Raw genomic sequence first — 25698 nt, forward strand, 5'->3', positions numbered from 1 at the left:
GCCGAAGTTCCCCGCCGACGCAAGCACGCAATCCCCTGGGCGTCCGCGCGCTACCGCCGCCTCCCGCGGCGGGCGGCCAGCAGGGCGAAGGCCACCAGCCCCAGGGCCGACAGCGGGGCACCGCCCCCCTGCCCTCCCAGGGAGCAGCTCAAGCCGCCACCTCGGGAATCGATTTCGGTCGAGGGAATGAGCTGGAAGAGCGCCAGCGGCGTCTGAGCGGAGGCATTGAGCGCCTGATCCACCGCGTAGATGGTCACCGAGTGCTCACCAGCGGGCAGCTCCCCGGTCACGGTGAAGCGCCACTGCCCGGCGCCGTCCACGGGCGCCCGCCCCCGCTCGGCGCCATCCAGGAGAATGACCACCTCGCTGGCGCCTCCCAAGGCCGTCCCCCGGAATTGGGGCGTACGCGTCTCCACGATGCTGCCCGCGGCCGGGAACTCCAGCGTGGGCACCTCCGGCGGCGTGTCATCCACCGTCCAGTCGTAGCGGACGGGGCTGTCGTCCTCGTTCCCCACGCTGTCGACCGCGCGGACCTGGAGCGTGTGAGAGCCTTCCGCGAGCCCGGCGAAGGAGATGGGGTTGTCGCATGGCGCGAACGTCGAGCCGTCCAGGCTGCACTGGTACGCGACGTCGGACTCATCCGAGCCAAACGAGAACTGGGAACGCTCCGAGCGGTCGAACAGCGCCGGCTTGTCGACGATGGTCGTCTCGGGTCGCTTGGAATCCACTTCCCACACGTAGGTGGCGGGCGACGGGTCCCGGTTGCCAGCGAGGTCCCGGGCTTGGACGCGCAGCACATGCTGCCCGTCCTGGGGGACGGTGATCGCATGGGGCGTCGGGCAGTCCTGGAACGTCTCTCCGTTGAGACTGCACTCGAAGGCCGCGAAGTTCGCTTCGTCCACGTGCTCGAACTCGAAGACCACGCTCCGCTCGCGCCCACGCGAAGGCGGTTGACCGACGATGGCCGTTTCGGGTGGCGTGATGTCCACGGTGAAGGTGCGGGACATGGACGTCGCGAGCGAGCCGGTGTTTCCAGCCTTGTCCGTCAACGTGGCCCGGACCACGTACTGCCGCTCCTCGAGCAGCAGCCCGCTCACCTCCCAGGTGCCGAGCTCGTGCACCTCGGCCGAGCCGACATTCACACTCCCCACGTACACGGTGACCGTCCCCAGCTCCGGTGCCGTTCCGTGGATGCGGGGGGACATCGTATTGATGTAGGGCTCCGAGGGCGAGGTGATGATGGGCGACTCGGGAGGCGTCGTGTCCACCGTCCACGTATACTGCTCACCCGGGTCATCCTTCGCGTTGGTGTCCGTATCCACGGCGTACACGTTCAACGTGTGAATCCCCTCGCCGACGTCGCGCACCCAGGCCACCTCACGCTCGTCCGGGGTGATGGTGCCGCAGTCCTCCTCCTCCGCCTCCTCGCCCAACGTGCAACGGAAATTCACGTTGCCCTTGTTCGAGGTGAAGGTGAACCGGGCCACCGGGTCATTGGTGAGCTGCTGGGGCTGCGCGGTGATCCGGGTCACCACAGGGCCGGACAGGACACGCCAGACATGCACGGCGGGTGTCTCATCCACGTTCCCCGCGAGGTCCACGGCGCGAACGAGCATCGTATGGTCCCCATCGTCGACGGTCCGCTGATGAGGCGAGACACACATCGCGAACGGCTCACCGTCGAGGCTGCACTCGAAGCGTTCGATGTCCGCGGCGGCCGACTCGAATCCGAAGGTGGCAGTCAGCAGGCTGGTCAGTGCATCGGGCACCTGCAAGGGGATGAACGCCGTATCCGGTGGCGAGACATCCACGAGCCAGGTGTGGCTGGCGGGCGTCGCGTCCTCGTTTCCCGCCCGGTCCACGGCACGCACCTCGAGCGCATACGTCCAACCGTCCGTCAGCCCGCTGATGGTATGAGATGCGGCGCACGTCGCCCACGCGCCTGTCGTCGGCGGCGACTCGGGCTCGGTCACGGTGAGCCTGCATTCGAAGTACGCCACGTCCGACGCGCTCGACGTGAAACCGAATACGGCGGTCTGCGAGTTGTACCGTTCTGCTGGCGGCACCGGAGAGGTGGCACTGATGCTCGTGTCGGGGGCGATGGTGTCCACCACCCACGTGTGAATCGCGGGTGTCGGGTCCACGTTGCCTGCCTCGTCCACCGCCCGCACCTGCAGCACATGCGTCCCATCCGTCGGCGCGGGGGTGGGCTGGTAGGGGCTGACACACGGCGCGTACTCGGCGGAGTCCAGGCTGCACTCGAAGCGCGCGACGTCGGAAGCCGGGCTTTCGAACGTGAAGGACACGTTCTGCGACGTCACCTCCGGCAGCGTGCCCGTGAGCGTCGTATTCGGCGCCTGCGTGTCCACCTCCCACGTATGCGTGTCAGGTGTCTCGGACGGGTTGCCGGCATGGTCCACCGCGCGCACCGACAACGTGTACTCCGTGCCGTGCACCAGGTTCGTGTACTGGACGGAGGCGTTGCACCGCTGCCACCCGGCCGGCTGCGGTGAAGGACCGGGATTCGCCACCAACTGGCACTCGAAGCGCTCCACGTCCGAGTCTGGAGAGTCGAAGTCGAAGCCCGCCGTCGTCTGGTTGCTGGGACTCGGCGGACCTCGGACGATGCTCACCGTTGGCGGGGCCGTGTCCACCACCCACGTGTGACTCGCGGGTGTCGGGTCCACGTTGCCTGCCTCGTCCACCGCCCGCACCTGCAGCACATGCGTCCCATCCGTCGGCGCGGGGCTGGGCTGGTAGGGGCTGACACACGGCGCGTACTCGGCGGAGTCCAGGCTGCACTCGAAGCGCGCGACGTCGGAAGCCGGGCTTTCGAACGTGAAGGACACGTTCTGCGACGTCACCTCCGGCAGCGTGCCCGTGAGCGTCGTATTCGGCGCCTGCGTGTCCACCTCCCACGTATGCGTGTCAGGTGTCTCGGACGGGTTGCCGGCATGGTCCACCGCGCGCACCGACAACGTGTACTCCGTGCCGTGCACCAGGTTCGTGTACTGGACGGAGGCGTTGCACCGCTGCCACCCGGCCGGCTGCGGTGAAGGACCGGGATTCGCCACCAACTGGCACTCGAAGCGCTCCACGTCCGAGTCTGGAGAGTCGAAGTCGAAGCCCGCCGTCGTCTGGTTGCTGGGACTCGGCGGACCTCGGACGATGCTCACCGTTGGCGGGGCCGTGTCCACCACCCACGTGTGACTCGCGGGTGTCGGGTCCACGTTGCCTGCCTCGTCCACCGCCCGCACCTGCAGCACATGCGTCCCATCCGTCGGCGCGGGGGTGGGCTGGTAGGGGCTGACACACGTCACGTACTCGGCGGAGTCCAGGCTGCACTCGAAGCGCGCGACGTCGGAAGCCGGGCTTTCGAACGTGAAGGACACGTTCTGCGACGTCACCTCCGGCAGCGTGCCCGTGAGCGTCGTATTCGGCGCCTGCGTGTCCACCTCCCACGTATGCGTGTCAGGCGTCTCGGACGGGTTGCCGGCATGGTCCACCGCGCGCACCGACAACGTGTACTCCGTGCCGTGCACCAGGTTCGTGTACTGGATGAAGGCGGCGCATGTCTGCCACCCGGCCGGCTGCGGTGAAGGACCGGGATTCGCCACCAACTGGCACTCGAAGCGCGCCACGTCGGAGGCCGTCGACGTGAACCCAAACCAGGCGGAGGTGAAGCGCGAACGGGCCGAGGGCGGCGTCGGGTCCGTTGGGCGAATCGACACCGTTGGAGCGTCATGGTCGACAACGAACGCCAGGATGGCGGGCGACGCATCGACGTTGCCGGCTGCGTCGAGCGCACGCGCCTCGAACCGGTAGGTACCGCTCTCGGCCAGTGGATAGCTGGCGAGGCAAGCGTCGAACTCTGGATCCGTCACGGAGGGCGTCACCAACCGACACTCGAACGTGCAGCTTGGGTTCGTCCCACCGTTGCACGGAGTACCGTTCGCCTCGAACCCCTCGATGGTGAAGCTGATTCCTTCCGCTGGGGTCGGGGAGGATTCACTCGTGGAGACGCGGGTATCGGGCGCCCGGGTATCCACCCAGATGGCTTGCGCCGGGCTGTAGGCACCTTGGAGCCCCTGGACTTCGTGCGCGGCCAGCAGGGTCCATTCCCCATCCGCGAGAGGAACCGTTACCGAGAACTGTCCATCCGCGCCCACGACCGTTCGAGCGACGAGCACATGAACGCTCGAACTGTCGGAGTGTTCCCGGTAGATCAACACGGTCGCGCCAGCCATTCCCGTTCCCGTGACCAGGGGGGACGCCGTATTCACGGGCGTCGAGAAGCTCGCGAGCGAGGGGGCCTCAATCACTGTTTGCAAGCCCCCCACCATGAAGCTGACCGTCCCGACATACGGCGGCAGGTGGTTGTCACCAGGCGCAGGTGTTGCACCTTGATGACTCGCTGGCGACTCCCCTCCGCCATCCGCTGTCAATCCCGCGGTTCCAGCGGCCACCGAGATGGGGCAATTGGAGCTTGTTGCGGATTGGAAGAACACGCGACCGCCGCCGCCACCACCACCAGGTCCAGCGGCGCTGGCGTTCTCTGGTCGCACCGACGCCACATCTCCGCCTTTCCCTCCCTCTGCCTTCAGCTCCGTTCCCAAGCAGGAGGTCGTCAGCCGGAGGGAGATGGAGCCACCAGCGCCGCCTCCACCTCCACTGACCGGGCTCTCCTCGGCCGAGGCACCCGACGCATCGATGACGCCACCCGACAGACTGTTCGCGCGAACGAAGACAATGCCACCACCGCGTCCACCATGGGCCTCGGTTGTCACAGCCTCCTCGGTCGCGCCCTGGCCGCTTCCGCCGCCGCCGCCCAGGGTCAGGTGGTCCAGAGGCGAGTAGGCCAGCGTCACGCCACCAAGCCCACCGACTGCCCGCTCCTGGCCCGCCTCACGGTCCATGGCGTTGCCACCTCGCCCGCCCAGCCCCGCGTTGCCGCCACCGCCGCCACCCGCCTGCTTGCACACGCCGCCACCGCCTCCGATGGTGAAGTTCGCATTGCCACGCGCGGGTAGCGCGTACCGGGCCACGGAGAGCCCTTCCCCCTTCATGCCCAGCTGGAACTCCGGCGAGTTCCCCTCGCTCTCCGAACAGCCCTCCGCGGGTTCGTCTTCTTCGTCATCCAACGTCTCAGGCCGAAACTCGCCCCCTCGGAAGCCAGCACCGGCCGCGCTGATGGCGCCCGTGCCATTCAGGTGGATGGCCCCGTTCGCGAAGAACGCCACCACACCGCCGATGGAGCCATTCCAAGGCAGCGCCTCGATCTTCGCTCCGTCCTCCACGGTGACGCTTGAGTACTCGGGCACCAGGATGACCTGGGTGGCAGCCGCCGCGTAGCTGTGCTTGAGCGGCTGCGTCAGCACCATGGTTCGGGTGCCGCCACTGGTGCTGTACGTAGAGACCCGGGCCAACTCCCACCGGCCCACGTCACTGCTCCCCAAGTCGATTGTGCTCTGGCCGGCGTTGGCACCCGGTATCGCGCCCGACGCGGCGCTCGTCGCCTGAAGCACCAGGACCAGCCGCCCGCTCGCGAAGGCGGGGGCGGGGGAGGCGTTGCCCTGAACGGGCGCAGCCAGCGTGAGCGACGGACGTCCCTGCTCGTTCGTGGCGATGGCCGTGATCTGCGCGTAGGTGTTGACTCGCACCGTAGATGGCGCTCCCGAGCCTGAAGGGACGACCAGGGCCCCCTGTGTGCCTTCTCCGATCCCGAACGTATCCGGCCCCGCGACCGCGACGATGGCGCCCAGAACCACCACGCCCGCGAGCGCTGCCTTGAGCCACGTTCCCTTCATCGAAACGCCCCACTTTGGATGGTCCATGGCTCAGCGACGGGGCGTGCCCGTCTTCTCCTTTTCAGGAACCACCAGCAGGAACTCCACGCGGCGGTTGTTCTCGCGGCCATTCGAGGTCGCGTTGGTATCGATGGGGCGGTCCTGGCCGAAGCCCACGGACTGCAGCCGGCCGGCTTCAACGCCCTTGGTGATGAGGTACTGGCGCACCGCTTCCGCGCGCCCCTGCGACAGGCGGCGGTTCGCATCGGGGAAGCCACGGTCATCCGTGTGCGCGCCCACGACGACGGACGGAATCTCCGGGTGTTCGTTGATGACCTTCGCCACCCAGTCCAGCACCTCGAAGGAACGGCTCTGCACACGCGCCTGCGCGGGCTCGAAGAACACCTTGCCCATCACCACCAGCCGGTCCGGACGCAGCTCCACCAGCGGCAAGACATGGAGCGGGCAGCCCAGGTTCTTCGCGTCGCCGGGCTCGTTGGCGCAACTGTCCACCCGGTTGGGCACGCCATCCTTGTCCGAGTCGGACTCGGGGCAGCCATTGCGCTCCGGGGGGCCGGCTTCGTTGGGACACTCGTCCTTGTCGTTGTCGATACCATCGCCGTCGGTGTCCCGGATGGGGCAACCCCGGTTGTCCGACGGCCCCGGGTCCGAGGGGCAACTGTCGATTTCGTCCGGTACCTCGTCGCCATCCTGGTCGGGAATGGGGCAGCCCTGCCGCGCGGCCGGTCCCGGCTCCAATGGACAGCCATCCAGCATGTCCTCGATGCCGTCGCCATCGGTGTCCTGCGCGGAGCAGCCATTGCGCGCGACGTCGCCCGCCACGAGGGGGCATTTGTCGTCGCCGTTGCGGACCCCATCATGGTCCTCATCGAGGTCGGGACACTCCTGGACCTTCACGTCAGGAGGCAGGCCCATCTCACACATGACCGACGACTCGCCCGGCCCGCGCGGTGGCGTCACCTGACCGAAGGCGCCTCCCACCATCAGCCGGAACAGCGGCGTCCCCGGCGCGGAGCCCACGCCAATGCCCACCAGGCCAAACAACTCCAGCGACGGGCTGACCAGGTAGCGGCCGCCCGGCAACAACTCCACGGCGGTGGGCTGGTCCGTGAGCGGCACCATGCCCCGCACATTGAACTCCCACCGCATGCGTCGCCCCGTGGTGGCGAGCGCCAGGCCCACGCGAAGCTCCTCGCCCACCTCGTCCTCGAGGTCGCCTTCCTTCTGGGTCAACAGCAGCTTCGGCCGCTTGGTGTATCCCAGCTCCAGGCCCGCGCGGATGAGCCCGAAATGGCGGCCCACCATCACCTTCGGTGCGAAGCGAACGGCATCGCCATCCCGGGCGAATGCATCCCGCGTCCCCAGCGGCAGACCCACGCCCAGCTCCACCGCGAGGTCCACGCCGCCATGCACTTCCTGCCGCAGCAAGCCCAACCGGCCGCTGACCACGGGCGTCGCCAGCGCCTGGCTCGAGGGAGCGGCGATGTTCTTCTGCTGCATGAGCAGCGTGTCCCCGCCCTGGAAGGCAACCAGCGGCAACTGGAGCCCGACCTGCAACCAATCCAAGGGGGCGTACGCCGCGGCCAGATGCGCGGTGGCCCGTTGCCCCACCACGGACAGCTCCCGGCCTGAGTCGACGAAGAGCAATGGGTTGTGGGCGTAGTGCGCCAGCACCGTCGCGCGGAAGTGCCCCTTGGGGAGCAGCTCCCCCAGGCCCACCAGCAACGAGCCCTCCGCTCCGGGGTTCAGCTCCAGGCGCTCCAGGTCAAAGCCTCGCTGGAGGGGCGACTCCTCCTGCGCCCCGGCGGACAGGGACGTCAGCACCAGTGCCAGCACGAGCCCGCGGTGCAGGAGCTCTTTTCTTCTCATGATTCTCCCCGAAGGAAGCCGTCTGGGTACCCCGGGGACACCTGCGGTTTCAAGCCAGCCCCCCTTTTCCACTCTACACCGAAGTCCCACCTGGATTGGATCGGGCCCCGGCGCCAGCACACCGCCTGCAATGAAAATTTCGTGTCAGGCCCCCCTGGTAGGCCAATTCGTGGCATGCTGCCGCACCACTATCGGGCCCAGTCCTCGGGATGAGGCCCAGCGCCGGGGGTCTGTGGATGATCGCGAACGCCGCCTTGAAAGCCAACCAGGCTGAGTTCGAGTTCCAGGCAGGGTCCTTCACGGCCGGAGAGCTGGCGGTCCTCGGCTTCGAGGCCGAAGAGACGCTGTCGCAGCCCTACGCCGTCGAAGTCGCGCTGGCCGCCCGGCCCGACGTGGAGATCGACGAGAAGGCGCTGCTGGGCCAGGACGCGCGCCTCACCATCATGCTCGGTGACGGCACCGCCCGCTTCTTCCACGGCATCGTGTCGCGCATGTCACGCTGGGACGAAGGCAGTGGCCCGGAGCGCCGCCGCTACCGCGCCACCGTGGTGCCCCGGCTGTGGACGCTCCGCCACCGCCGCAAGAGCCGCATCTACCAGGAGATGACCGTCCCGGACATCGTCCACAAGGTGCTGGACGAGGCCAAGGTGGAGCACCGGCTGGCGCTCAACGGCGACTATCCCAAGCGCGACTACTGCGTGCAGTACCGCGAGTCCGACCTCGACTTCGTCTCCCGCCTCCTCGAGGAAGAAGGCATCTTCTACTTCTTCGAGCACGGCGAGGACGCCCACATGATGGTGCTGGGCGACGGCGCCTCCGCCAACCCGCCGATGATGGGCGACCCCAAGCTCGTCTTCCGCGAGCGCAGCCAGATGGTCGCCGGCCAGGAGTACGTCCACGAGCTGGTCTCCCGGACGGAGGTGCAGCCCGGCGCCGTCGCGCTGCGCGACTACAACTTCCTGCGCCCCGCCCAGGACCTGGGCGCCGCCTCGGAAGCCGATGACGGCGAGGCCGCGCTCGAAATCTACGACTACCCCGGCCGCTACGAGGCGCCCGCCCCTGGCCGCAACCTCGCGAAGGTGCGCCTGGAGGAGCTGCGAGCGCGCGCGGAGACGGTGACGGGCGCCAGCTACAGCCGCCGCGTCTGCGTGGGCCACTCCTTCGAGCTCGCGGAGCACCCGGACGAGGCCGCCAACCGCAAGTACCTGCCCGTCTCCGTGCGCCACCTGGGCCACCAGTCCGAGGCGCTGACCATCGAGCAGGGCTCGCTGCGCAGCCGCGAGGGTTACCGCAACGAGTTCATCTGCCAGCCCGCCGAGGTGCCCTTCCGCCCGCCGCGCGTGACGCCCCGGCCGGTGATTCCGGGCGCGCAGACGGCCATCGTCGTGGGCCCCTCGGGCGAGGAGATCCACACCGACGAGCACGGCCGCATCAAGGTCCAGTTCCACTGGGACCGCGAGGGCAAGAACGACGACAAGAGCTCCTGCTGGATTCGCGTCAGCCAGGCGTGGGCCGGCCCGGGCTGGGGCGCGCTGTACCTGCCGCGCATCGGCCATGAGGTGGTCGTCGAGTTCCTCGAGGGCGATCCGGACCGCCCCATCGTCACCGGCAGCGTCTACAACGGCGCGAATCCGCCGCCCATCGACCTGCCCGGCAACAAGACGCAGAGCACGCTGCGCTCCAGCTCCAGCCCTGGCGGCGCGGGCTCCAACGAGCTGCGCTTCGAGGATGCCGCCGGCACCGAGCTCGTCTACCTGCACGCGCAGAAGGACTTCAACATCGTCGTGGAGAACGACAAGACGCAGGAGGTCCGTGGCAACGAGACCTTGCTGGTGAAGAAGGACCGCTCCCGCGTCATCGAAGGCAACCAGGCGCTGACCGTCCTGAAGAACGACGACAGCACCGTCACCGGCAACCAGACGCTGGCCGTCACCCTCAACCGCTCCACCACGGTGGGCGGCAACCACACCGAGGCGGTGGCGGGAGACCAGTCCATCAGCGTCAATGGCAACCAGGCCCTGAGCGTGGCCATGGCGTCCGCTGAGACGGTGGCCCTGGGGAAGATGCTCAACGTGGGCGGCGCGCTCGCCGTCACCGTGGGCGCGGCCTTCAACGAGCTGGTGGGCGGCCTCAAATCCGAACAGGTGGGCGGCGCCAAGGTGGAGGTGGTGGGCGCCAAGAAGTCGGAGACCGTCAAGGGCGCCCGCACGCTGCAGGTGGGGGGCGACCTCGCCGAAGAGGTCGGCAAGTCCCGCACGCTCAAGGTGGACAAGGACATGCTGGTCAGCGTGGGTGGCAAGGTCAACCACGCCGCCAAGGACGCCTACACCCTGTCCGCCAAGGAAATCTCGCTGGTTGCCCAGGAGCAGTTCACCCTGAAGGTCGGCTCCGCCACGCTGCAGGTGAAGAAGAACGGGGACGTCGTCATCAAGGGCGCCAAGGTCGAGGTCACCGCCAGCGGGGACATCGTCATCAAGGGCTCCAAGATTTCGGAGAACTAACGGCAAGCAGGGAACCGGCCACCCGGGGGGTGGCTTGAATCCTGTCCGTCCTGTCTGGCAGTTTACGCTTCGCACGGAAGGTCCGACGGTCCGTGCGCTCTTTCAAGGAATACGAATCTTGGCGCTAGGACACACAGGCGCCGGTCCGGAGAACGACGCCGGCCGGAACCTTCGGTGGGGTGTGGTCATCGCGCTCGCGGCAGCCCTGGGGGGCGGCGCGGGCTGCGTGAAGCGCGTGCCGCAGGCGTGCGAGACGCCCCCGCCGTTCCAGGTGGTGGTGGATGCGTCCGAGCAGCTCAACCCGGACGCGCGCGGGCGCTCGCTGCCCACGGTGGTGCAGATCGTCCAGCTCAAGGACAGCGTCCGGCTGGAGCGCGCGGGCTTCAAGGACCTGTGGGGCAAGCCGGAGGAGTTCCTCAAGGAGGACCTGCTCCAGGTGGCCGAGGTGGTGATTCCGCCGGGCCGCCAGGTGAAGCGCTGGGTGCAGCGTGATCCAAAGGCCCGCTTCGTCATGGCCATGGGGCACTTCCGGCAACCGCTGGGCTACTCGTGGCGGACGGTGGCGGCGCTGCCGGTGGTGGAGGAGGCGCGCTGCGTGGAGCGCCCCGCCGGCGACCAGGGCGACCCGAAGCCGGGCGACGACGTCTTCCGCTACCGGCTGCAAGGCTATCAGATTGACTTGATGCTCCGGCCCATGACGCAGGCGCCGGAGCTCCGGCTCCAACCCCAAGCTGGCGACACCGCGTCGCCGCGGAGAGGTGTATGAAGTCCGTGCAGCGTGTCGTGTGGTCGGAGGGCATGTTCATGAGCCCCCACCACCTCCAGCAGCAGGACCTCTACCATGAGCAGCTGCTGGACCAGCGCCTGGCCTCGCTCGAGCCCTACCCGTGGGGCGTGGTGGCCCTGGAGCTGGACATGGAGGCGCTGCGCGCCGGCCAGGTGCAGCTGGCCCACTTCGTGGGCATCCTCCCCGACGGCCTCCCCGTCTCCTTCGAGTCCGGTGACGCCGAGGCGCCGCCCGCGCGGCCCGCGGACGGCTACTTCCCGCCCGCCCAGCGCACCCTGGACGTGTACCTGGGTGTGCCCCGCGAGCGCAGCGGCGTGGAGAGCTACGGCAGCGGCGAGCGGCTGGGCAGCAGCCCGCGCTACACGCCCGCCTCGCGCCCCATCAGCGACCTGACGGCGTCCACCTCCATCGCGCAGGTGGCCTTCGGCCAGCGCAACGTGCGGCTGCTGTTCGGCACCGAGCCGCGCGACGACTTCGAGGCCATCAAGCTGTGCGAGCTGTCGCGGGACAGGTCCGGCAACCTGACGCTCGTCGACTCCTTCATCCCGCCGTGCCTGCGCATCGACGCGTCCTCGTACATCATGAACGAGCTGCGCACGATGCTGCGGCTGATGGTGTCCAAGCAGCGCCAGCTCGCCTCGCGCCGGAGGCACCGGGACGCCTCCGCGCTGGAGTTCACCGCGGGCGACGTGACGCTCTTCCTGGAGCTCAACGCGCTCAACGGCACCATCCCCTTCCTCCAGCACGCGCTGGACGCGGGCAACCTGCGGCCCCGGGACCTGTACCTGGCGCTGGTGCAGTGCGCCGGGCAGCTGTGCACCTTCTCCGCCAACGCGGACCCGTCCACGCTGCCGACCTTCCAGTTCACCAACCTGCGCGCCACCTTCGAGGAGCTGTTCCGCCGCCTCTCCGAGCTGATGCGCTCGGTGGCGCTGGAGCAGTGCCTGTCGGTGGAGCTGCCAGCGGGCGCGGACGGCATGTTCCGCGGACGGCTGGAGGACGAGCGGTTGGAGCGCTGCGGCCACTTCATCCTCGCGGTGCGCAGCGAGCTGCCCGAGCGCATGGTGGCGGAGCAGTTGCCCAAGCTGTCCAAGGTGGCCGCGTGGGAGGACATCCGCGCGCTGGTGCAGGCCGCCGCGCCCGGCGTGCCGCTGTCGGTGACGTACCGCCCGCCGCCGGAGATTCCGGTGCAGCCGGGCACCGTCTACTTCAGCCTCTCGATGAACGACGGCTACTGGAGGAACGTGATGCGCGACCGGAACCTCGCCATCTACCTCCCGCAGCCGTTCGACGCGAGCCGAACGACCGTGGAACTGCTCGCGGTTCCCACCGCCAATCGCTGACGCCCCGAGCCGCTCATGGACCGAGTCACCGAAGCCACGAAGGACTGTTTCGACGCCGCCATCCAGCTGCGCAACTCGGAGGCCTCGGCGGTGCCCCCGCCCGAGACGCTGCACCACCGGCTGCGCGGCGTGGTGGATGAGACGCTGCGGCGCGCCGCCGTGCTGGGCTTCAGTCACCAGGACGCCCAGGACATGGCCTACGCGCTGGTGGCGCTCATCGACGAGGTCGTGCTCGGCCGCCCGGAGGAGTACCGGCAGCTCTGGATGCCCCTGCAGCTCCACTACTTCAACGAGAACGTCGCCGGTGACGGCTTCTTCGCGCGCCTCAACACCGTGCGCAAGGACCCGCACCGGCACGAGGTGCTGCAGGTCTATTACCTGTGCATGCTGTTCGGCTTCCAGGGCCGCTACCGCATCCGGGGCGGCGAGCTGGAGCTGATGACGCTCATCGACACGGTGCAGAAGGACCTGGAGCGCGCGCGGCCCTTCGACTTCGACGTGCTGTCGCCGCACGGTGACCGGCCCACCGAGTCGCTGCTCTCCAAGCGCAAGAAGGCATCGGTGGTGGGCATCTCCGCCGGTGCGCTCGCGGTGGCCGTCCTGTTCTACGGCGTGCTGCAGTTCTTCATCAACGACAAGATTGGCGAGCTGAGGAGCCGCATCGAGGTCCACGCGGCCCGCAACACGGCGACCACGACCAGCCAGCCGCAGGCCACGGGAGGGGCGCAATGATGGCGTACCTGCTACCGCTGTTGGGCATCGGTGCGCCGATGTTCGCCCTGCTGAGCTACATGGGCCTCTCCATGCGGCAGGCGGCCATCATCGCCGCGCTCGCGGGCCTGCTGGGCGCCGGCGTGGTGTGGCTGGTCAAGCGCATCCGCGCGCGCGCCGCCGCCAAGAAGCTCGAGGGCGCGCTGGCGGCGCAGGCGGACGAACAGGCCACCACCGTGCGGCCGGACCTGCAGCCCGAAATCAAGGCCATGCAGGCGGAGTTCACCAAGGCGGTGGAGGCCCTCAAGGCGTCCAAGCTGGCGCGCGGCGGCAAGGACGCGCTGGCGGTGCTGCCCTGGTACCTCATCGTCGGCCCGCCGGGGGCGGGCAAGAGCACCGCGCTGCGCAACTCCGGGCTCAAGTTCCCCTACCTCTCCGCGCGCGGCGGCGTGCGCGGCGTGGGTGGCACGCGCAACTGCGACTGGTGGCTGACGAACGAGGCGGTGCTGCTCGACACGGCGGGCCGCTACACCAGCGCGGAGGAGGACCGGCCGGAGTGGCTGGCCTTCCTGGACACGGTGGCCAAGCACCGCCCCAGCCGTCCCATCAATGGCCTCATCGTGGCCATCAGCGTCAGCGAGCTGCTGAACGCGGACCCCCAGGCCGTGGGCGAGATGGGGCAGACCATCCGCGAGCGCCTGGACGAAATCACCACCCGGCTGAAGATGCTGGTGCCGGTGTACGTGATGATCACCAAGTGCGACCTGCTGCCGGGCTTCGTGGAGATGTTCTCCGACCTGTCGCGCGTGGAGCGCGGGCAGATCTGGGGCTTCACCGTGCCGCTGGAGCAGCAGCGCGAGGCGAGCACGGACCTGTTCCGTGAGCGCTTCGACGAGATGCTCTCCGTGCTGGAGCAGCGCTCGCTGCGGCGCCTGGGCCAGGAGCGCCGGCTGGAGACGCGCGAGAAGATCTACGGCTTCCCGCAGAAGTTCGACGCGCTCCGGAAGAACCTGGCGGAGTTCCTCCAGCCGCTCTTCCTGGAGAACGTGTTCCAGGACACGCCCGTCTTCCGCGGCCTGTACTTCAACAGCGGCACGCAGGAAGTGCGGCCGGTGGACAAGGTGTCCCCCTCCGCGGCGGAGATCTTCGGCAGCACCAACGGCCGGCCGCAGACGGACGGCGCCACCGACGGCCGCAGCTACTTCCTCTGGGACGTCTTCACCAAGGTGATGTTCCAGGACCAGCAGGTGGCGGTGCGCAGCTCGCTGGAGGAGGCGCGGGTGCGCCGGCAGCGGATGATGCTGGCCAGCGCCGCGTTCGCCGCCACGGTGCTGCTCCTGTCGCTGCCCACGGTCTCCTTCTTCAAGAACCGCAACATGGCGGAGGCCGTCACCGAGGCCATCACCCGCGTGAACCTGGACCCTCGCGACGACATCCGCCGCGTCGAGGACCTGATTCCGCTGCGCAACCGGCTCCAGGAGCTGACCGAGCACGAGGAAGGCGGCGCGCCCTTCTTCATGCGCTTCGGCCTGTACCAGGGCGAGAAGCTGCTGCCCCAGGCGCGCCAGTTCTACAACGCGGCCCTGCGCCGGGTGCTGCTGGGCAAGCAGTTCGAGCTCATCCAGCAGCGCCTGGACAGCTTCGGGAAGAACCCGGACCTGCTGACGGTGCGCAGCGACGAGGACTACAGCAAGCACTTCGACGCGTACCGGCAGTACTTCGACGACCTGAAGATGTACCTGCTCGTCACCACGCCCCGCGACCCGCGCGAGCCGGAGCTGGACGAGACGCAGCGCCGGTGGCTCCAGGACCAGATCGTCAATCACTGGAAGCGCGTGCGGGGAGACTCGGTGGACGAGCGGGCCGTGGCGAACCACGCGGAGACGTTCCTGCTGATGCTCGCCAACGAGCAGATGCTGCCCGAGGACCAGAAGCCCGCCAGGGACCAGCGCATCGCCTTCAGCCGCATCAACGGCGTGGTCCAGTCGGCGCGGCGCTCGCTCAACAACGTGCCCCTGGTGCGGCTGGAGCTGGCGCAGCTGGTGGCCAACATGAGCAGCGCGTACCCGGACGTGACGCTGGAGCAGCTCGTGGGCTCGGTGCCGCAGATGAGCGCCTCGTCGCGGGTGCGTGGCGCCTTCACGCGCAAGGCCTACGACGACGTCATCCGCGAGCGGCTGGAGCTGGCCTTCCGGGACCAGCAGTCGTGGGTGCTCGACCGCGACGAGAAGGTGGACACCGAGAGCTCGCGCCGCGAGCTGCGCACGCGGTACTTCGAGGCGTACACGCAGGAGTGGAAGGACTTCCTGGGCTCCATCCGGGTGCAGGCGCCGGAGAACCTGACGCAGATGGAGAGCCTGCTGACCAACCTGACGCGCGGCAAGCCCAAGCCCTATGGCCGGCTGTTCCGCGCGCTCACGTACAACGTGCAGCTCGACAAGCGCGACCTGAAGGCGCCGGAGGCCGCCACCGGCCTGCTGGCGAAGGCCGGGAGGTTCTTCGGCTCCGAGCCGGAGAAGGCCGCGCCGCAGACGCGGGAGCTGCTCAACGCCAACTCGCCCTCCGGCGCCCAGGAGGTCACCGCCCGCGACGTGGAGCGCGAGTTCGCCTCGCTCATCCGCTTCGCGACGGAGACGTCCAAGACGGAGGACGGCGAGGAGTCGCTGACGGCGCTGGACTCCTACGAGGACCAGCTCGCCACCGTCCAGACGACGCTGCTGGCGGTGAAGGACAAGCCCGCCGAGTCAGGCCTGCTGCTGGACAAGATCGAGTCCACCCGCAACAACGTGGAGATGATGGTCCGCAAGCAGACGGACAACGTCGCCATCTTCGAGCGGCTGCTGCTGCCGCCGTTCCAGGAGATGCGCTCGGTGGTGTTCGTGGGCGTGGCCTGCAACAAGAGCAAGCTGTGGCACGACCAGGTGGTGATGTCGTGGAGCCACGCCTTCAAGGGCAAGTACCCGTTCGACCGCGCATCGCAGGCGGACGCCCCGCTGCCCGAGGTCGCCGAGTTCCTCCGGCCCGAGGGCGGGCTGGTGCGCAAGTTCGTCAAGGAGCAGCTGCTGGAGGACGTGGTCCCCACCGGTCGCCGGTGGGAGTTCACCTCGTCGGGTGGCGCCATGTACCGCTCGGACCTGCTCACCTTCCTGGAGAAGACGGGCGCGCTCGCCACGACGCTCTTCCCCGGCGGCGACACGGTGGACCCGCTGGTCCGCTTCCAGGTGCGACTGCGCCCCGGCGTCTCCGCGGACGGCATGGCGTCGCAGATCTCCTCCATCACCCTCACGCTCGACGGCACGGATGAGACGTACCGCAACGGTCCGGACACGCTGTGGAAGCCGATGATCTGGCCCGGCCAGGCCGGCAAGCTCGGCGCCCGCATCACCGTGCAGAGCGCGGACGGCTCCACCGAGACATCGCTGGAGGCCGAGGGGGAGTGGGGCCTGTTCCGCCTGCTCGAGCGCGTCAAGCGCATCGAGCCGAGCGCGGACGGCCGCTACTTCACGGCCACGTGGGAGATCGAGGAGATGAACGGCGCGCTCGTCTCCATCGACTTCCGCCCCGAGCGCACGGCCAATCCCTTCTTCGGCATCGCCGGCAATACGTCCAAGCTGCTGGCCATCTTCCGGGACCCGGGGCTGCAGCCGCCGGCCAGCATCGCCCGGAAGAGCGACTGCGCACCGCAGGCCGTCGCCGTGGATGGAGCGCCCTGATGGCAGTGTCGTCGCCGCGCATCGGCCTGCTGGGCAAGACCCCCCGACAGGCCGAGTTCATCCGCTTCAACGCCGCCACCCCGCTGGCCCTCCAGCTCTACGGCTGGATGGAAGGAGGCGTCGAGCGCGCCCGGCGCGCACGGGTGGACCTGCCCGCGGAGCCCGTCTCGTTCGTCTTCACCGCGCCCGGGCAGAAGCAGGCGCTGGTGGGCGTCCTGGCGCCCAGCCGCGACAGCGTGGGGCGGGACTTCCCGCTGGCCGTCTTCACCGAGGTGTCCTCGGCGGAGACGGCCTCGAAGCTCGCGCTGACGCCCGAGGCCTTCCAGCCCTTCCTGCGGGCGGCCGGAACGCTGACCCAGGTCGCGGCGGAGCTCGACGTGCCTCAGCTGCTGGAGCGCGCGGCGGTGCTGCCCCTGCCCGGACCAGGTGACTACAGCATCGCGAAGCGACTCCGGGACGAAGTGCTCGCGGAACACCACACGGTGGACCTGCTGGGGCCGGTGGTGGAAGGCACGCCGGATGGCGGGCGCTACTACGCGCTGCACACCTTCCTCACCGCGTGCGCGGGCGAGCGCGGCAAGGAGCAGTCCCCCGCGGGCGTCACCCTGGACTGTCCCCTGTCTCCCCGCGTGGGGCCCGTGGCCTGGCTGGAGCTGTCCGCGCGGCTGCTGCGGTGGACCCACCAGCCTCCCGCCCTCTTCTGGTCCGAAGGCGAGCGGCCCCGGCTGCTCATCAGCCTGGGCGCCCCTTCCCCCGCCCTCTTCCTCGCGCTGGCGCAGCCCAGCCGCGCGGGCGCGCAGGTCTGGCCGCTGCGCACCGAGCGTCCGGCCGCCATCGACAACGCGCGCAAGGGCCTCACCGCCGCCGCGCGCCAGGTCATCGACGCGCCTTCCACCACCCTCGAACAGTTGCTGCGCGCGCTCGCGCGCTGACGCCCAGTCACGCCTATGCCGCCCACCCTCGAACAGCTTCGCGAGCGAGCCCGCCCCTGGGCCGAGCCCGTGCCGGGGGCGTCCCCCGCCGGCGTCCAGGCGAAGCACGAGCCGGCCTATGAGGCCGTCGCGATGGAAGTGGCCAAGCTGGAGTCCCCCGCCAGCGATGCCGTGCGCTGGGATGACGTCGTCGCGGGCGCGAGCGACCTGCTGAAGCACACCACCAAGGACCTCTGGCTCGCCTCCTATCTGGCCTATGGCCTGTACGCCACGCGCGGCGTGGACGGCGCGGCCACCGGCGCCGCCGTGCTCGCCGAAGTCACCGAGCGCTACTGGCCGGACCTGTTCCCGGAGATGAAGCGGCTGCGGGGCCGGGCCAACGCCGTCGCCTGGTTCGTGGAACGCCTGGGCCGCATCCTTCCCACCGTGGAGCAGTCCACGGTGAGCGCGGCGCCCTTGGACGCGCTGACCGTGGCGGTGAAGCGGCTGTCGCAGGTTTCCCGCGAGCGCTTCTCCGACATGGCCCCCGCTTTCGGCCCGCTCCAGGATGCCATCGCCCGCCTGCGCGCGGGGCTCCCCGCCCCCGAGCCGGAAGACGTCGCGTCACGCGACAGCGTGGAGGGCTCGCGGGAGGCAGCGGCCGGAGATGGCGCCACGGCCGGCGCAGGCGCCGCAGCCGACGCATCGGATGACGCCGAGGCCTCGCGAGACGCCTCCGCGGACGCGCGCGACGCAGCCACGTCAGCGCGGGGCCCTGGTGGTGCCCCGGGGATGGGTAGTCGTTCCGTGCAAGGCATTGCCGATGTGGGCCACGGCAAAGACAACACTTCGCCCGCCCAGGGTGCCAGCAAAGACAACCCTGTTCCCGCCAGGGCCCAGGCCGCTGGCAATGGCAATGCAGCCCAGGGCAGCGCAGCGGCGGCCAGCGGCAACCCCGCACAGGGCAAAGCCGCCGGCAAAGGCAGTCCTGGCCAGGGGGGCGCCGCCGGTAAAGGCAACAGCCCCGGGCCGAACAAGGTCGCACCGGGAGCCACGCCGCACGCCGCAACGCAACTCCAGGTCCCGCCCCTGCCCGAGCTCCCTTCCGTACCGGACCTGTCGGGCGCGGAGGCGGTGACGGACTTCCTCCGCACCGTGGGCGGCGCGCTGCTGGGCGCCGCCGGCGCGCTGCGCCGCGCCCAGGCCGAGGATCCGCTCTCCTACCGACTCACCCGCATGGGGCTGTGGCTGCACCTGTCCCAGCCGCCCGTGCCCAACGCCGAAGGGCGCACCGAGATTCCACCGGTACCGAAGCCACTCGCCACCCAGCTGGAAACCCTGGCCCAGAACCAGCGCTGGAGCGAGCTGCTCGACGAATCCGAGTCTGCGCTCTCCCGGCACCGCTTCACGCTGACGCTCCACCGGTACAGCGCCATGGCCCTGGAGGGCATGGGCGACGCGTACACCCGCGCCCGCGCCTCGCTGGTCCAGGAGCTGGGCATCCAGCTCCGCCGGATGCCGGGCGTGGAGACGCTGCGCTCCAAGGAGGGCACTCCGCTCACCGACGATGCCACGCGGGACTGGCTGCGCGACGAGGTCCTGCGTACAGGCACGGCGACGCCCACCGACAGACCCGCGCCGGCCACGGCGCTCGCCCTGGGCCCCCTTGTGCTGGGGCCGTCTGACAATGGAGAGGCCGCGGCCCTGGATGGCGAAGCCCGCACGTTGCTGGCGGAAGGCCGGATCCATGAAGCCGTGACACGGTTGCAGTCCGCCGTGTCGTCCGCCGGCACGGGCCGGGCCCGCTTCATCGCCCGGCTGGAGCTGGCGCGGCTGTGCGCCAATGCAGGTCAACTGCCGCTCGCGCGCGCCGTCTATGACGCGCTGGACGAAGAGGTCTCCACCCACGCGCTCGACACCTGGGAGCCGGCGTTGGCCGCCGCGTGTCTGGAAGGCTGGCTGCAAACCCGAACGAGCGCGGAAAAGGAAGCTGGACCGGTGGCAGTGAAATTTCGAAACCGGTATCGTCGTCTAGCGCTGTTGGATTCATCCGCCACGCTGCGCGTTGGCGCCTGAAGGACCCCGGTCGTACCGCGGCGAAGCTCTCCCCCCATGCGACGCCCGCGTCTTCTACGCAGTTTCCAAGGAGAAAGCCGCAGATGAGCAAAGAGAGTTCCGTTGCCCCAACCGAGCGCGTCAACATCGTCTACAAGCCCGCCACCGGCAATTCGCAGGAGCAGGTGGAGCTGCCTTTGAAGGTGCTGATGCTGGGCGACTTCACGGGTCAGGAAGACGCGCGTCCGCTGGAGCAGCGTGCGCCCATCAACGTGGACAAGACCAACTTCAACGAGGTCATGGCCCAGCAGGACCTCAAGGTCACCCTCACGGCCGCGGACAAGCTCTCCGCCGACCCGAACGCGACCATGAGCGTGTCGCTCCAGTTCAAGAACCTGAATGACTTCTCACCCGAGAGCGTCGTCAACCAGGTGCCGGAGCTGAAGAAGCTGCTCGAGCTGCGCAGCGCGCTCAACGCGCTCAAGGGCCCCCTGGGCAACCTGCCCGCGTTCCGCAAGAAGCTCCAGGCCCTGCTCGCCGACGAGGACGGCCGCAAGGCGCTCATCAAGGAACTGGGTCTGACCGAAGAGACCAAGTAGCCCATTCCGGGGGAACCGAATCACCATGGCCAACGAGACCCAGACCCAGAAGTCCACGGGCGTCGCCAATGACGCCTCGCTTTCCCTCCTCGACGAAATCCTGTCCGAGGCCAAGCTGAAGCCGAAGGACGAGGGCTACGACGTCGCCAAGCGCGGCGTGCAGGCCTTCATCACGGAGATGCTGGCGCCCAACCGCGCCGAGGAGCGCGTGGACAAGGCGCTCGTCGACGCGATGATCGCCGAAATCGACAAGCGCCTGTCCGCGCAGGTCAACGAAATCCTCCACGCGAAGGAGTTCCAGAAGCTGGAGTCCTCGTGGCGCTCGCTGAAGTTCATGGTGGACCGCACCGACTTCCGCGAGAACATCCGCGTGGAGATGCTCAACGTCTCCAAGGAAGACCTCCAGAAGGACTTCGAGGACGCGCCCGAGGTCACCAAGAGCGGCCTGTACAAGCTGGTGTACTCCAACGAGTACGGCGTCTTCGGCGGCAAGCCCTACGGCATCATCAACGCCAACTACGACTTCAACGTGGGCCCGCAGGACATGGAGCTGCTGCGCAAGTGCGCCTCCGTGGCCGCCATGGCGCACGCGCCCTTCATCGGCAATGCCTCGCCGGAGGTCTTCGGTGAGCAGAGCTTCCTCAAGCTGCCGGACCTGAAGGACCTCAAGTCGCTCTTCGAGGGCCCGCAGTACGCCCGGTGGCACTCGTTCCGCGAGAGCGAGGACTCGCGCTACGTGGGCCTGGCGCTGCCGCGCTTCCTGCTGCGCCTGCCCTACGGTGAGAAGACGGTTCCGGTGAAGGCCTTCAACTTCACCGAGGACGTCGTCGGCCACCACGAGCGCTACCTGTGGGGACATGCCTCCGTGGCGCTGACCAGCCGGGTGGCGGACTCGTTCGCCAAGTTCCGCTGGAGCCCGAACATCATCGGCCCCCAGTCGGGCGGCGCGGTGGAGAACCTGCCGCTGCACCAGTACGAGGCCATGGGGGAAATCCAGACCAAGATTCCCACCGAGGTCATGCTCACGGAGCGGCGCGAGTTCGAGCTCTCCGAGGAGGGCTTCATCGGTCTCGTGTTCCGCAAGGACTCGGACAACGCGGCCTTCTTCAGCGCCAACTCCACGCAGAAGCCCAAGTTCTTCGGCAACACGCCCGAGGGCAAGGCGGCGGAGACCAACTACCGCCTGGGCACGCAGCTGCCCTACATGTTCATCATGACCCGCCTGGCGCACTACATCAAAGTGCTCCAGCGCGAGCAGATTGGCAGCTGGAAGGAGAAGGCGGACCTGGAGCGCGAGCTCAATCAATGGCTCAGCCAGTACATCTCCGACATGGAAGACCCCGCGCCCGCCGTCCGCTCGCGCCGCCCGCTGCGCGCCGCGCGCGTGCTGGTGGAGGACGTGGACGGTCAGCCGGGCTGGTACCGCTGCAGCCTGCAGGTGCGCCCCCACTTCAAGTACATGGGCGCTTCTTTCACCCTGTCCCTCGTGGGCAAGCTGGACAAGGAGTAGAGCCCGTTTCACCCGGCGTCGGTCGTTTCAGCTAGTTTAGGGCTCCAACAAACCCGGGCTCACGGTGAGCCCGGGTCCACCAGCGCGCGGACGCGCGCAAAGCGAAGAGGTTGAAGTCATGGCTGAATCAGTACACCTGGTCCTGAAGACGAAAGGTCAGACCATCGAGGGCGAGAGCACGCAGACCAGCCTGGGCCGCGAGAACACCATCGAGTGCGTGTCGTACTCCCAGAAGGTCTTCACGGCGCGCGAGGCGGGCTCCGGCCTGGCGGTGGGCCGCCGCCAGCACGACGGCATCGAGGTCGTCAAGCGCATCGACAAGTCGTCTCCGCTGCTCATGAAGGCGCTCTGCGACAACGAGGCGCTCGAGGGTGAGTTCAAGTTCTTCCGTCCGGACCCGACGGGCGACGGAACCACCCAGCAGTTCTACACGGTGAGGATCAAGCAGGCCCGCATCACCGCCATCGAGCAGAAGGTGCCGAACTCCATCCAGCCGGCGAGCACCAATGAGCCCCCGCTGGAGGTCATCCGGTTCATGTTCCACTCCATCAACTGGGAGTACACCCCCAGCGGCGTGTCGCACGAGGACACCTGGAACGCCCAGCGTTGAGGTCGATCCCGCCACCGGCTGTCCGCGCAGCAGGCAACGCGGGCGGCCGGGGTGGGGTATCCTGTCGCTGAAGAGACTCCATGGGCTCCCGAGGATTGTTGTCGCGTATCGCGGAAGGCAACGGCACGCTGGCCCCGCCCGGCGACGTCGTCGAATCCATCGCCGAGCACCTGCGCAGCCTGCTCAATACGCGCAAGGGAGAGTCCGTGGCGTCGCCGGGCTACGGCATCCTGGACCTGAACGACATCGTCCATTCGTACCCGGCCGCGATTCCGCGGATGACGCAGTCCATCCGGACCGCCATTCAGGAGTTCGAGCCACGCTTGAAGAGCGTGGTGGTGCAACACAGCGCGGACCCCATCGACCCGACGGCGCTGCGCTTCGACATCACCGCCCAGCTGGCCACGCGGGACCGGCGAGGCCTGGTGCGTTTCCACACCCAGGTGCATCCGGGCGGGCGCGTGGACGTGTGGTAGGCGGGTGAATCCAGGGGTGCGTGGCGGAGGGCGAGGATGTTCAGCAAGTACTACCTGAGCGAGCTGTCGTACCTGCGGGAGATGGGACGGGCCTTCGGCCTGGCCAACCCCTCCGTCGCGGGCCTGCTGGTGGAGCGCGGCGCGGACCCGGACGTGGAGCGCCTGCTGGAGGGCTTCGCGTTCCTCGCGGCCCGCATCCGCGAGCGGGTGGACGACGACGTGCCGGAGCTGGTGCACGGCATCACCGAGCTGCTGCTGCCGCATTACCTGCGCCCGCTGCCGGCCTCCACCATCGTCGAGTTCACCCCCCACCTGCGCGCGCTGCGTGGCCGCTCGCGTCTGCCCGCCGGGGTGGAGGTGGCCTCCCAGCCCGTCGACGGGACCTCCTGCGTCTTCCGCACCACCGCGGACCTGGACCTGTTGCCGGTGCAGCTCACCGACGCGCTCCTGGACCGCTCGTCCATCACCGCGCCGGTGCTGCGGCTGTATTTCCAGACGACGGAGCAGGGCCGCGCGGAGGTGTTCCGCGAGCAGGGCCTGCGCCTGTTCATCCACGGCGAGCTGTCCGCCGCGTCGGTGGTGCTGCTGTGGCTGCTGCGCTACTGCCGCCAGGTGCGCGTGCGCGGCGCGACGGCGCAGGGTGATGGCATCAAGCTGGCGAACAACGCCATCTACCCGGTGGGCTTCGACCGGAACTTCAAGCTGCTGCCCTGGCCGCGTGCCAGCGAGGGCTACCGGCACCTCCAGGAGTACCTGACGCTGCCGGAGAAGTTCCTGTTCTTCGAGGTGCGGGGGCTGGACGCCGCGGCCGGGCTGAACGAGGACCGCTTCGAGATTGCCTTCCACCTGGAGCGCCCGCCCCCGCTGGACGCGCGCATCCACCGGGAGATGTTCCGGTTGCACTGCGCGCCGGTGGTGAACCTCTTCAACGTCCCGGCGGACCCCATCCTCCACCACGCGCTGGACCGGGAGCACCTGCTGCGCGCCTCGGATCTGCCGCCCAACCACGCCGAGGTGTACTCGGTGGACACGGTGACGGGCCTGAAGGCCGGCCGCAACGAGCGGCGCGTCTACCGGCCCTTCTTCGAGTTCACCCACACCGCGGGCGGGGACGCGGAGCAGGCCTTCTACCGGCTGCGCCGGGCGCCCTCGCCGTTGGACGAGGGCATCGACACGTACATCGCCCTGGAGACCCCGAGGAACGTCGTCCCGGAGCTCGGCGCCGAGGAGGCGCTCTCCATGGACCTGACGTGCACCAACCGCTCGCTGCCCTCGCGGCTGCAGGTGGGGGACCTCACCGTCTCCACGTCCGCCAGCCCCACGCAGGCGAAGTTCAAGAACATCTCCCCGGTGAGCCGGCCCGCCCGCGCGCCGCTGGGCGCCGAGCTGCACTGGCGCCTGCTGTCACACCTGGCCATCAACCAGCACTCGCTGGCGGACGCGGCGGCGCTGCGCCGGCTGATGGACCTGTACAACTTCCACTCGCTCACCGACAACCTGGCGGCGCGCGCCAGCCGCCTGCGCATCAACGCCATCCGCGCCGTGGAGACGAAGCCGGTGACGCGCTTCCTGGAGGGCACGCCGCTGCGGGGCCACCGCACGCGGGTGGACCTGGACGAGGAGAACTTCATGGGCGTGGGAGACGCGTTCCTCTTCGGCTGCGTGCTGGAGGAGCTGCTCGCGTCCCATGTCACCATCAACTCCTTCAATGAGCTGGGCATCCGGCTTCACCCGTCGCAGACGGAGTTCGCGTGGCTTCCGAGGAACGGCTCCCAGACGCTTTTGTAGAGGCGGCCCAGAAGCTGGCCGAGCTGGCGCCCCGGGTGGGCTTCTTCCCCCTGGTGGCGTTCCTGGAGCGGCTGACGTCGCAGGCCACGCGCGTGGGCGGCGTGGGCCCCGTCAACGAGGAGATGATCCGCTTCCGGCATGACCCGTCCCTGGGATTCTCCTCGAGCGACGTCTCGTCGGTGACGCTGCACCAGGTGCCGGTGCACGCGGAGGACCCGTACTCGAAGCGACCGCTCTTCGAGGTGGTGACGCGCTTCCTGGGCCTGACGGGCTCGGTGAGCCCCCTGCCCCACTACCTCGCGGAGGAGGTGGCGCAGGAGGACCCGGACCGCCCGGTGCGGCGCGAGTTCCTGGACCTCTTCCACCACCGGCTGCTGTCGCTGCTGTACCGCATCGAGTCGAAGTACCGCGTCAGCAGCGAGACGGACACGTCGTTCGCGGACCAGTGGTCCCGGCGCCTGCTGGCGCTGGGCGGCTTCGACACCTACGAGAAACCCCTGGACGGCACGCTGCCAACCTGGCGCCTGCTGCGGATTGCCCCGCTGCTGTCCAGCCGCGCGCGGACGGCCGAGCAGTTGGAGGTCGCGCTCGAGGACGTGCTGGGTGAGGACCTGGAGGGCGCGCGCGTGTCGGTGCGCCAGTTCGTGGGCCGCTGGGTGGACATCGATGCCCGGGCGCGGCTGGGCCACTCCAACCACCAGCTCGGGCGCAACATGCTGCTGGGAGGCAAGGCGTTCGACCGGACCGGGAAGATTCAAATCCACATCCGGCCGCTGCCGCCGCGCGCCTACAAGCGGCTGATGCAGGAGGGGGACCTGCTGCCCCTGGTGCGAGAGGTGGTGGCCCTCTTCGTGAGGGACCCGCTGGAGTACGACCTGGAGCTGGGGCTCACCGAAGGCGTGCAGCACCAGTTCCGGCTGTCGTCCCAGGAGCCGAGTCAGTTGGGCCGGGACACGTGGCTGGGCCTGAGTCAGCAGACCCAGCTGAGTGTCCCCGTGGTGAAATGAGTCGATAGAGC

The 25698-nt window shown here is 68.9% G+C and carries 15 protein-coding genes; 13 read left to right on the forward strand and 2 right to left on the reverse strand.

The genetic code is table 11. The features are described from left to right. Positions 1-50 precede the first annotated feature (50 nt). Complete coding sequence (gene agmC, locus VZL07_RS00525; RefSeq protein ID WP_426753302.1) at positions 51-5807, reverse strand: adventurous gliding motility protein AgmC; 5757 nt, start codon at positions 5805-5807, stop codon at positions 51-53. Positions 5808-5837: 30 nt separating this feature from the next. Next, positions 5838-7676 carry an OmpA family protein gene (locus VZL07_RS00530; protein ID WP_426753304.1) on the reverse strand — a complete coding sequence of 613 codons (1839 nt, stop codon included), beginning with the start codon at positions 7674-7676 and terminating at the stop codon, positions 5838-5840. 236 nt (positions 7677-7912) lie between these two features. Between VZL07_RS00530 and tssI the strand changes: the two genes are divergently transcribed. The 13 genes from tssI (at position 7913) to tssG (ending at position 25687) form a co-directional block, all read left to right on the forward strand. Beyond that, positions 7913-10177: a type VI secretion system tip protein TssI/VgrG gene (tssI, locus tag VZL07_RS00535; RefSeq protein ID WP_426753306.1), complete on the forward strand. Its 2265-nt coding sequence runs from the start codon at positions 7913-7915 to the stop codon at positions 10175-10177. A gap of 118 nt (positions 10178-10295) precedes the next feature. Continuing rightward, positions 10296-10943 carry a type VI secretion system lipoprotein TssJ gene (gene tssJ / locus VZL07_RS00540; protein ID WP_426753308.1) on the forward strand — a complete coding sequence of 216 codons (648 nt, stop codon included), beginning with the start codon at positions 10296-10298 and terminating at the stop codon, positions 10941-10943. Then, positions 10940-12307, forward strand: a complete 1368-nt coding sequence (gene tssK, locus VZL07_RS00545; RefSeq protein ID WP_426753310.1) for a type VI secretion system baseplate subunit TssK — start codon at positions 10940-10942, stop codon at positions 12305-12307. Before tssJ ends, tssK begins: the two co-directional genes overlap by 4 nt. Before the next feature lie 15 nt (positions 12308-12322). Continuing rightward, positions 12323-13039 carry a DotU family type IV/VI secretion system protein gene (locus tag VZL07_RS00550; RefSeq protein WP_426753312.1) on the forward strand — a complete coding sequence of 239 codons (717 nt, stop codon included), beginning with the start codon at positions 12323-12325 and terminating at the stop codon, positions 13037-13039. Continuing rightward, on the forward strand, positions 13036-16731 hold the full coding sequence (gene tssM / locus VZL07_RS00555) for a type VI secretion system membrane subunit TssM (RefSeq protein WP_426753314.1): 3696 nt from the start codon (positions 13036-13038) through the stop codon (positions 16729-16731). The genes VZL07_RS00550 and tssM overlap by 4 nt, the downstream gene beginning before the upstream one ends. Further along, positions 16731-17663: a type VI secretion system-associated protein TagF gene (tagF, locus tag VZL07_RS00560; protein ID WP_426753316.1), complete on the forward strand. Its 933-nt coding sequence runs from the start codon at positions 16731-16733 to the stop codon at positions 17661-17663. Before tssM ends, tagF begins: the two co-directional genes overlap by 1 nt. Before the next feature lie 15 nt (positions 17664-17678). Then, positions 17679-19718 carry a type VI secretion system protein TssA gene (gene tssA / locus VZL07_RS00565; protein ID WP_426753318.1) on the forward strand — a complete coding sequence of 680 codons (2040 nt, stop codon included), beginning with the start codon at positions 17679-17681 and terminating at the stop codon, positions 19716-19718. A gap of 83 nt (positions 19719-19801) precedes the next feature. Beyond that, positions 19802-20296 carry a type VI secretion system contractile sheath small subunit gene (gene tssB, locus VZL07_RS00570; protein ID WP_426753320.1) on the forward strand — a complete coding sequence of 165 codons (495 nt, stop codon included), beginning with the start codon at positions 19802-19804 and terminating at the stop codon, positions 20294-20296. Between the two features lie 25 nt (positions 20297-20321). Next, on the forward strand, positions 20322-21806 hold the full coding sequence (tssC, locus tag VZL07_RS00575; protein ID WP_426753322.1) for a type VI secretion system contractile sheath large subunit: 1485 nt from the start codon (positions 20322-20324) through the stop codon (positions 21804-21806). A 118-nt stretch (positions 21807-21924) separates the two neighbouring features. Next, positions 21925-22416: a type VI secretion system tube protein TssD gene (tssD, locus tag VZL07_RS00580; RefSeq protein ID WP_426753324.1), complete on the forward strand. Its 492-nt coding sequence runs from the start codon at positions 21925-21927 to the stop codon at positions 22414-22416. Between the two features lie 80 nt (positions 22417-22496). Continuing rightward, positions 22497-22892 (forward strand): type VI secretion system baseplate subunit TssE, encoded by a 396-nt coding sequence (gene tssE, locus VZL07_RS00585; protein WP_426753326.1) that lies wholly within the window; start codon positions 22497-22499, stop codon positions 22890-22892. A 36-nt stretch (positions 22893-22928) separates the two neighbouring features. Next, positions 22929-24680 carry a type VI secretion system baseplate subunit TssF gene (gene tssF / locus VZL07_RS00590; RefSeq protein ID WP_426753328.1) on the forward strand — a complete coding sequence of 584 codons (1752 nt, stop codon included), beginning with the start codon at positions 22929-22931 and terminating at the stop codon, positions 24678-24680. Further along, positions 24644-25687 (forward strand): type VI secretion system baseplate subunit TssG, encoded by a 1044-nt coding sequence (gene tssG / locus VZL07_RS00595; RefSeq protein ID WP_426753330.1) that lies wholly within the window; start codon positions 24644-24646, stop codon positions 25685-25687. Before tssF ends, tssG begins: the two co-directional genes overlap by 37 nt. Positions 25688-25698: the final 11 nt, after the last annotated feature.

It is taken from the genome of Pseudomyxococcus flavus (assembly GCF_050038885.1).
Classification (GTDB): Bacteria; Myxococcota; Myxococcia; order Myxococcales; family Myxococcaceae; genus Myxococcus; species Myxococcus flavus.

Coding starts and splice junctions, on each gene's coding strand:
- tssM (WP_426753314.1), top strand. CDS start 13,036: ATGATGGCGTACCTGCTACCGCTGTTGGGCATCGGTGCGCCGATGTTC.
- tssF (WP_426753328.1), top strand. CDS start 22,929: ATGTTCAGCAAGTACTACCTGAGCGAGCTGTCGTACCTGCGGGAGATG.
- VZL07_RS00550 (WP_426753312.1), top strand. CDS start 12,323: ATGGACCGAGTCACCGAAGCCACGAAGGACTGTTTCGACGCCGCCATC.
- VZL07_RS00530 (WP_426753304.1), bottom strand. CDS start 7,676: ATGAGAAGAAAAGAGCTCCTGCACCGCGGGCTCGTGCTGGCACTGGTG.
- tssA (WP_426753318.1), top strand. CDS start 17,679: ATGCCGCCCACCCTCGAACAGCTTCGCGAGCGAGCCCGCCCCTGGGCC.
- tssI (WP_426753306.1), top strand. CDS start 7,913: ATGATCGCGAACGCCGCCTTGAAAGCCAACCAGGCTGAGTTCGAGTTC.
- tssE (WP_426753326.1), top strand. CDS start 22,497: ATGGGCTCCCGAGGATTGTTGTCGCGTATCGCGGAAGGCAACGGCACG.
- tssB (WP_426753320.1), top strand. CDS start 19,802: ATGAGCAAAGAGAGTTCCGTTGCCCCAACCGAGCGCGTCAACATCGTC.
- tssC (WP_426753322.1), top strand. CDS start 20,322: ATGGCCAACGAGACCCAGACCCAGAAGTCCACGGGCGTCGCCAATGAC.
- tagF (WP_426753316.1), top strand. CDS start 16,731: ATGGCAGTGTCGTCGCCGCGCATCGGCCTGCTGGGCAAGACCCCCCGA.
- tssD (WP_426753324.1), top strand. CDS start 21,925: ATGGCTGAATCAGTACACCTGGTCCTGAAGACGAAAGGTCAGACCATC.
- agmC (WP_426753302.1), bottom strand. CDS start 5,807: ATGAAGGGAACGTGGCTCAAGGCAGCGCTCGCGGGCGTGGTGGTTCTG.
- tssK (WP_426753310.1), top strand. CDS start 10,940: ATGAAGTCCGTGCAGCGTGTCGTGTGGTCGGAGGGCATGTTCATGAGC.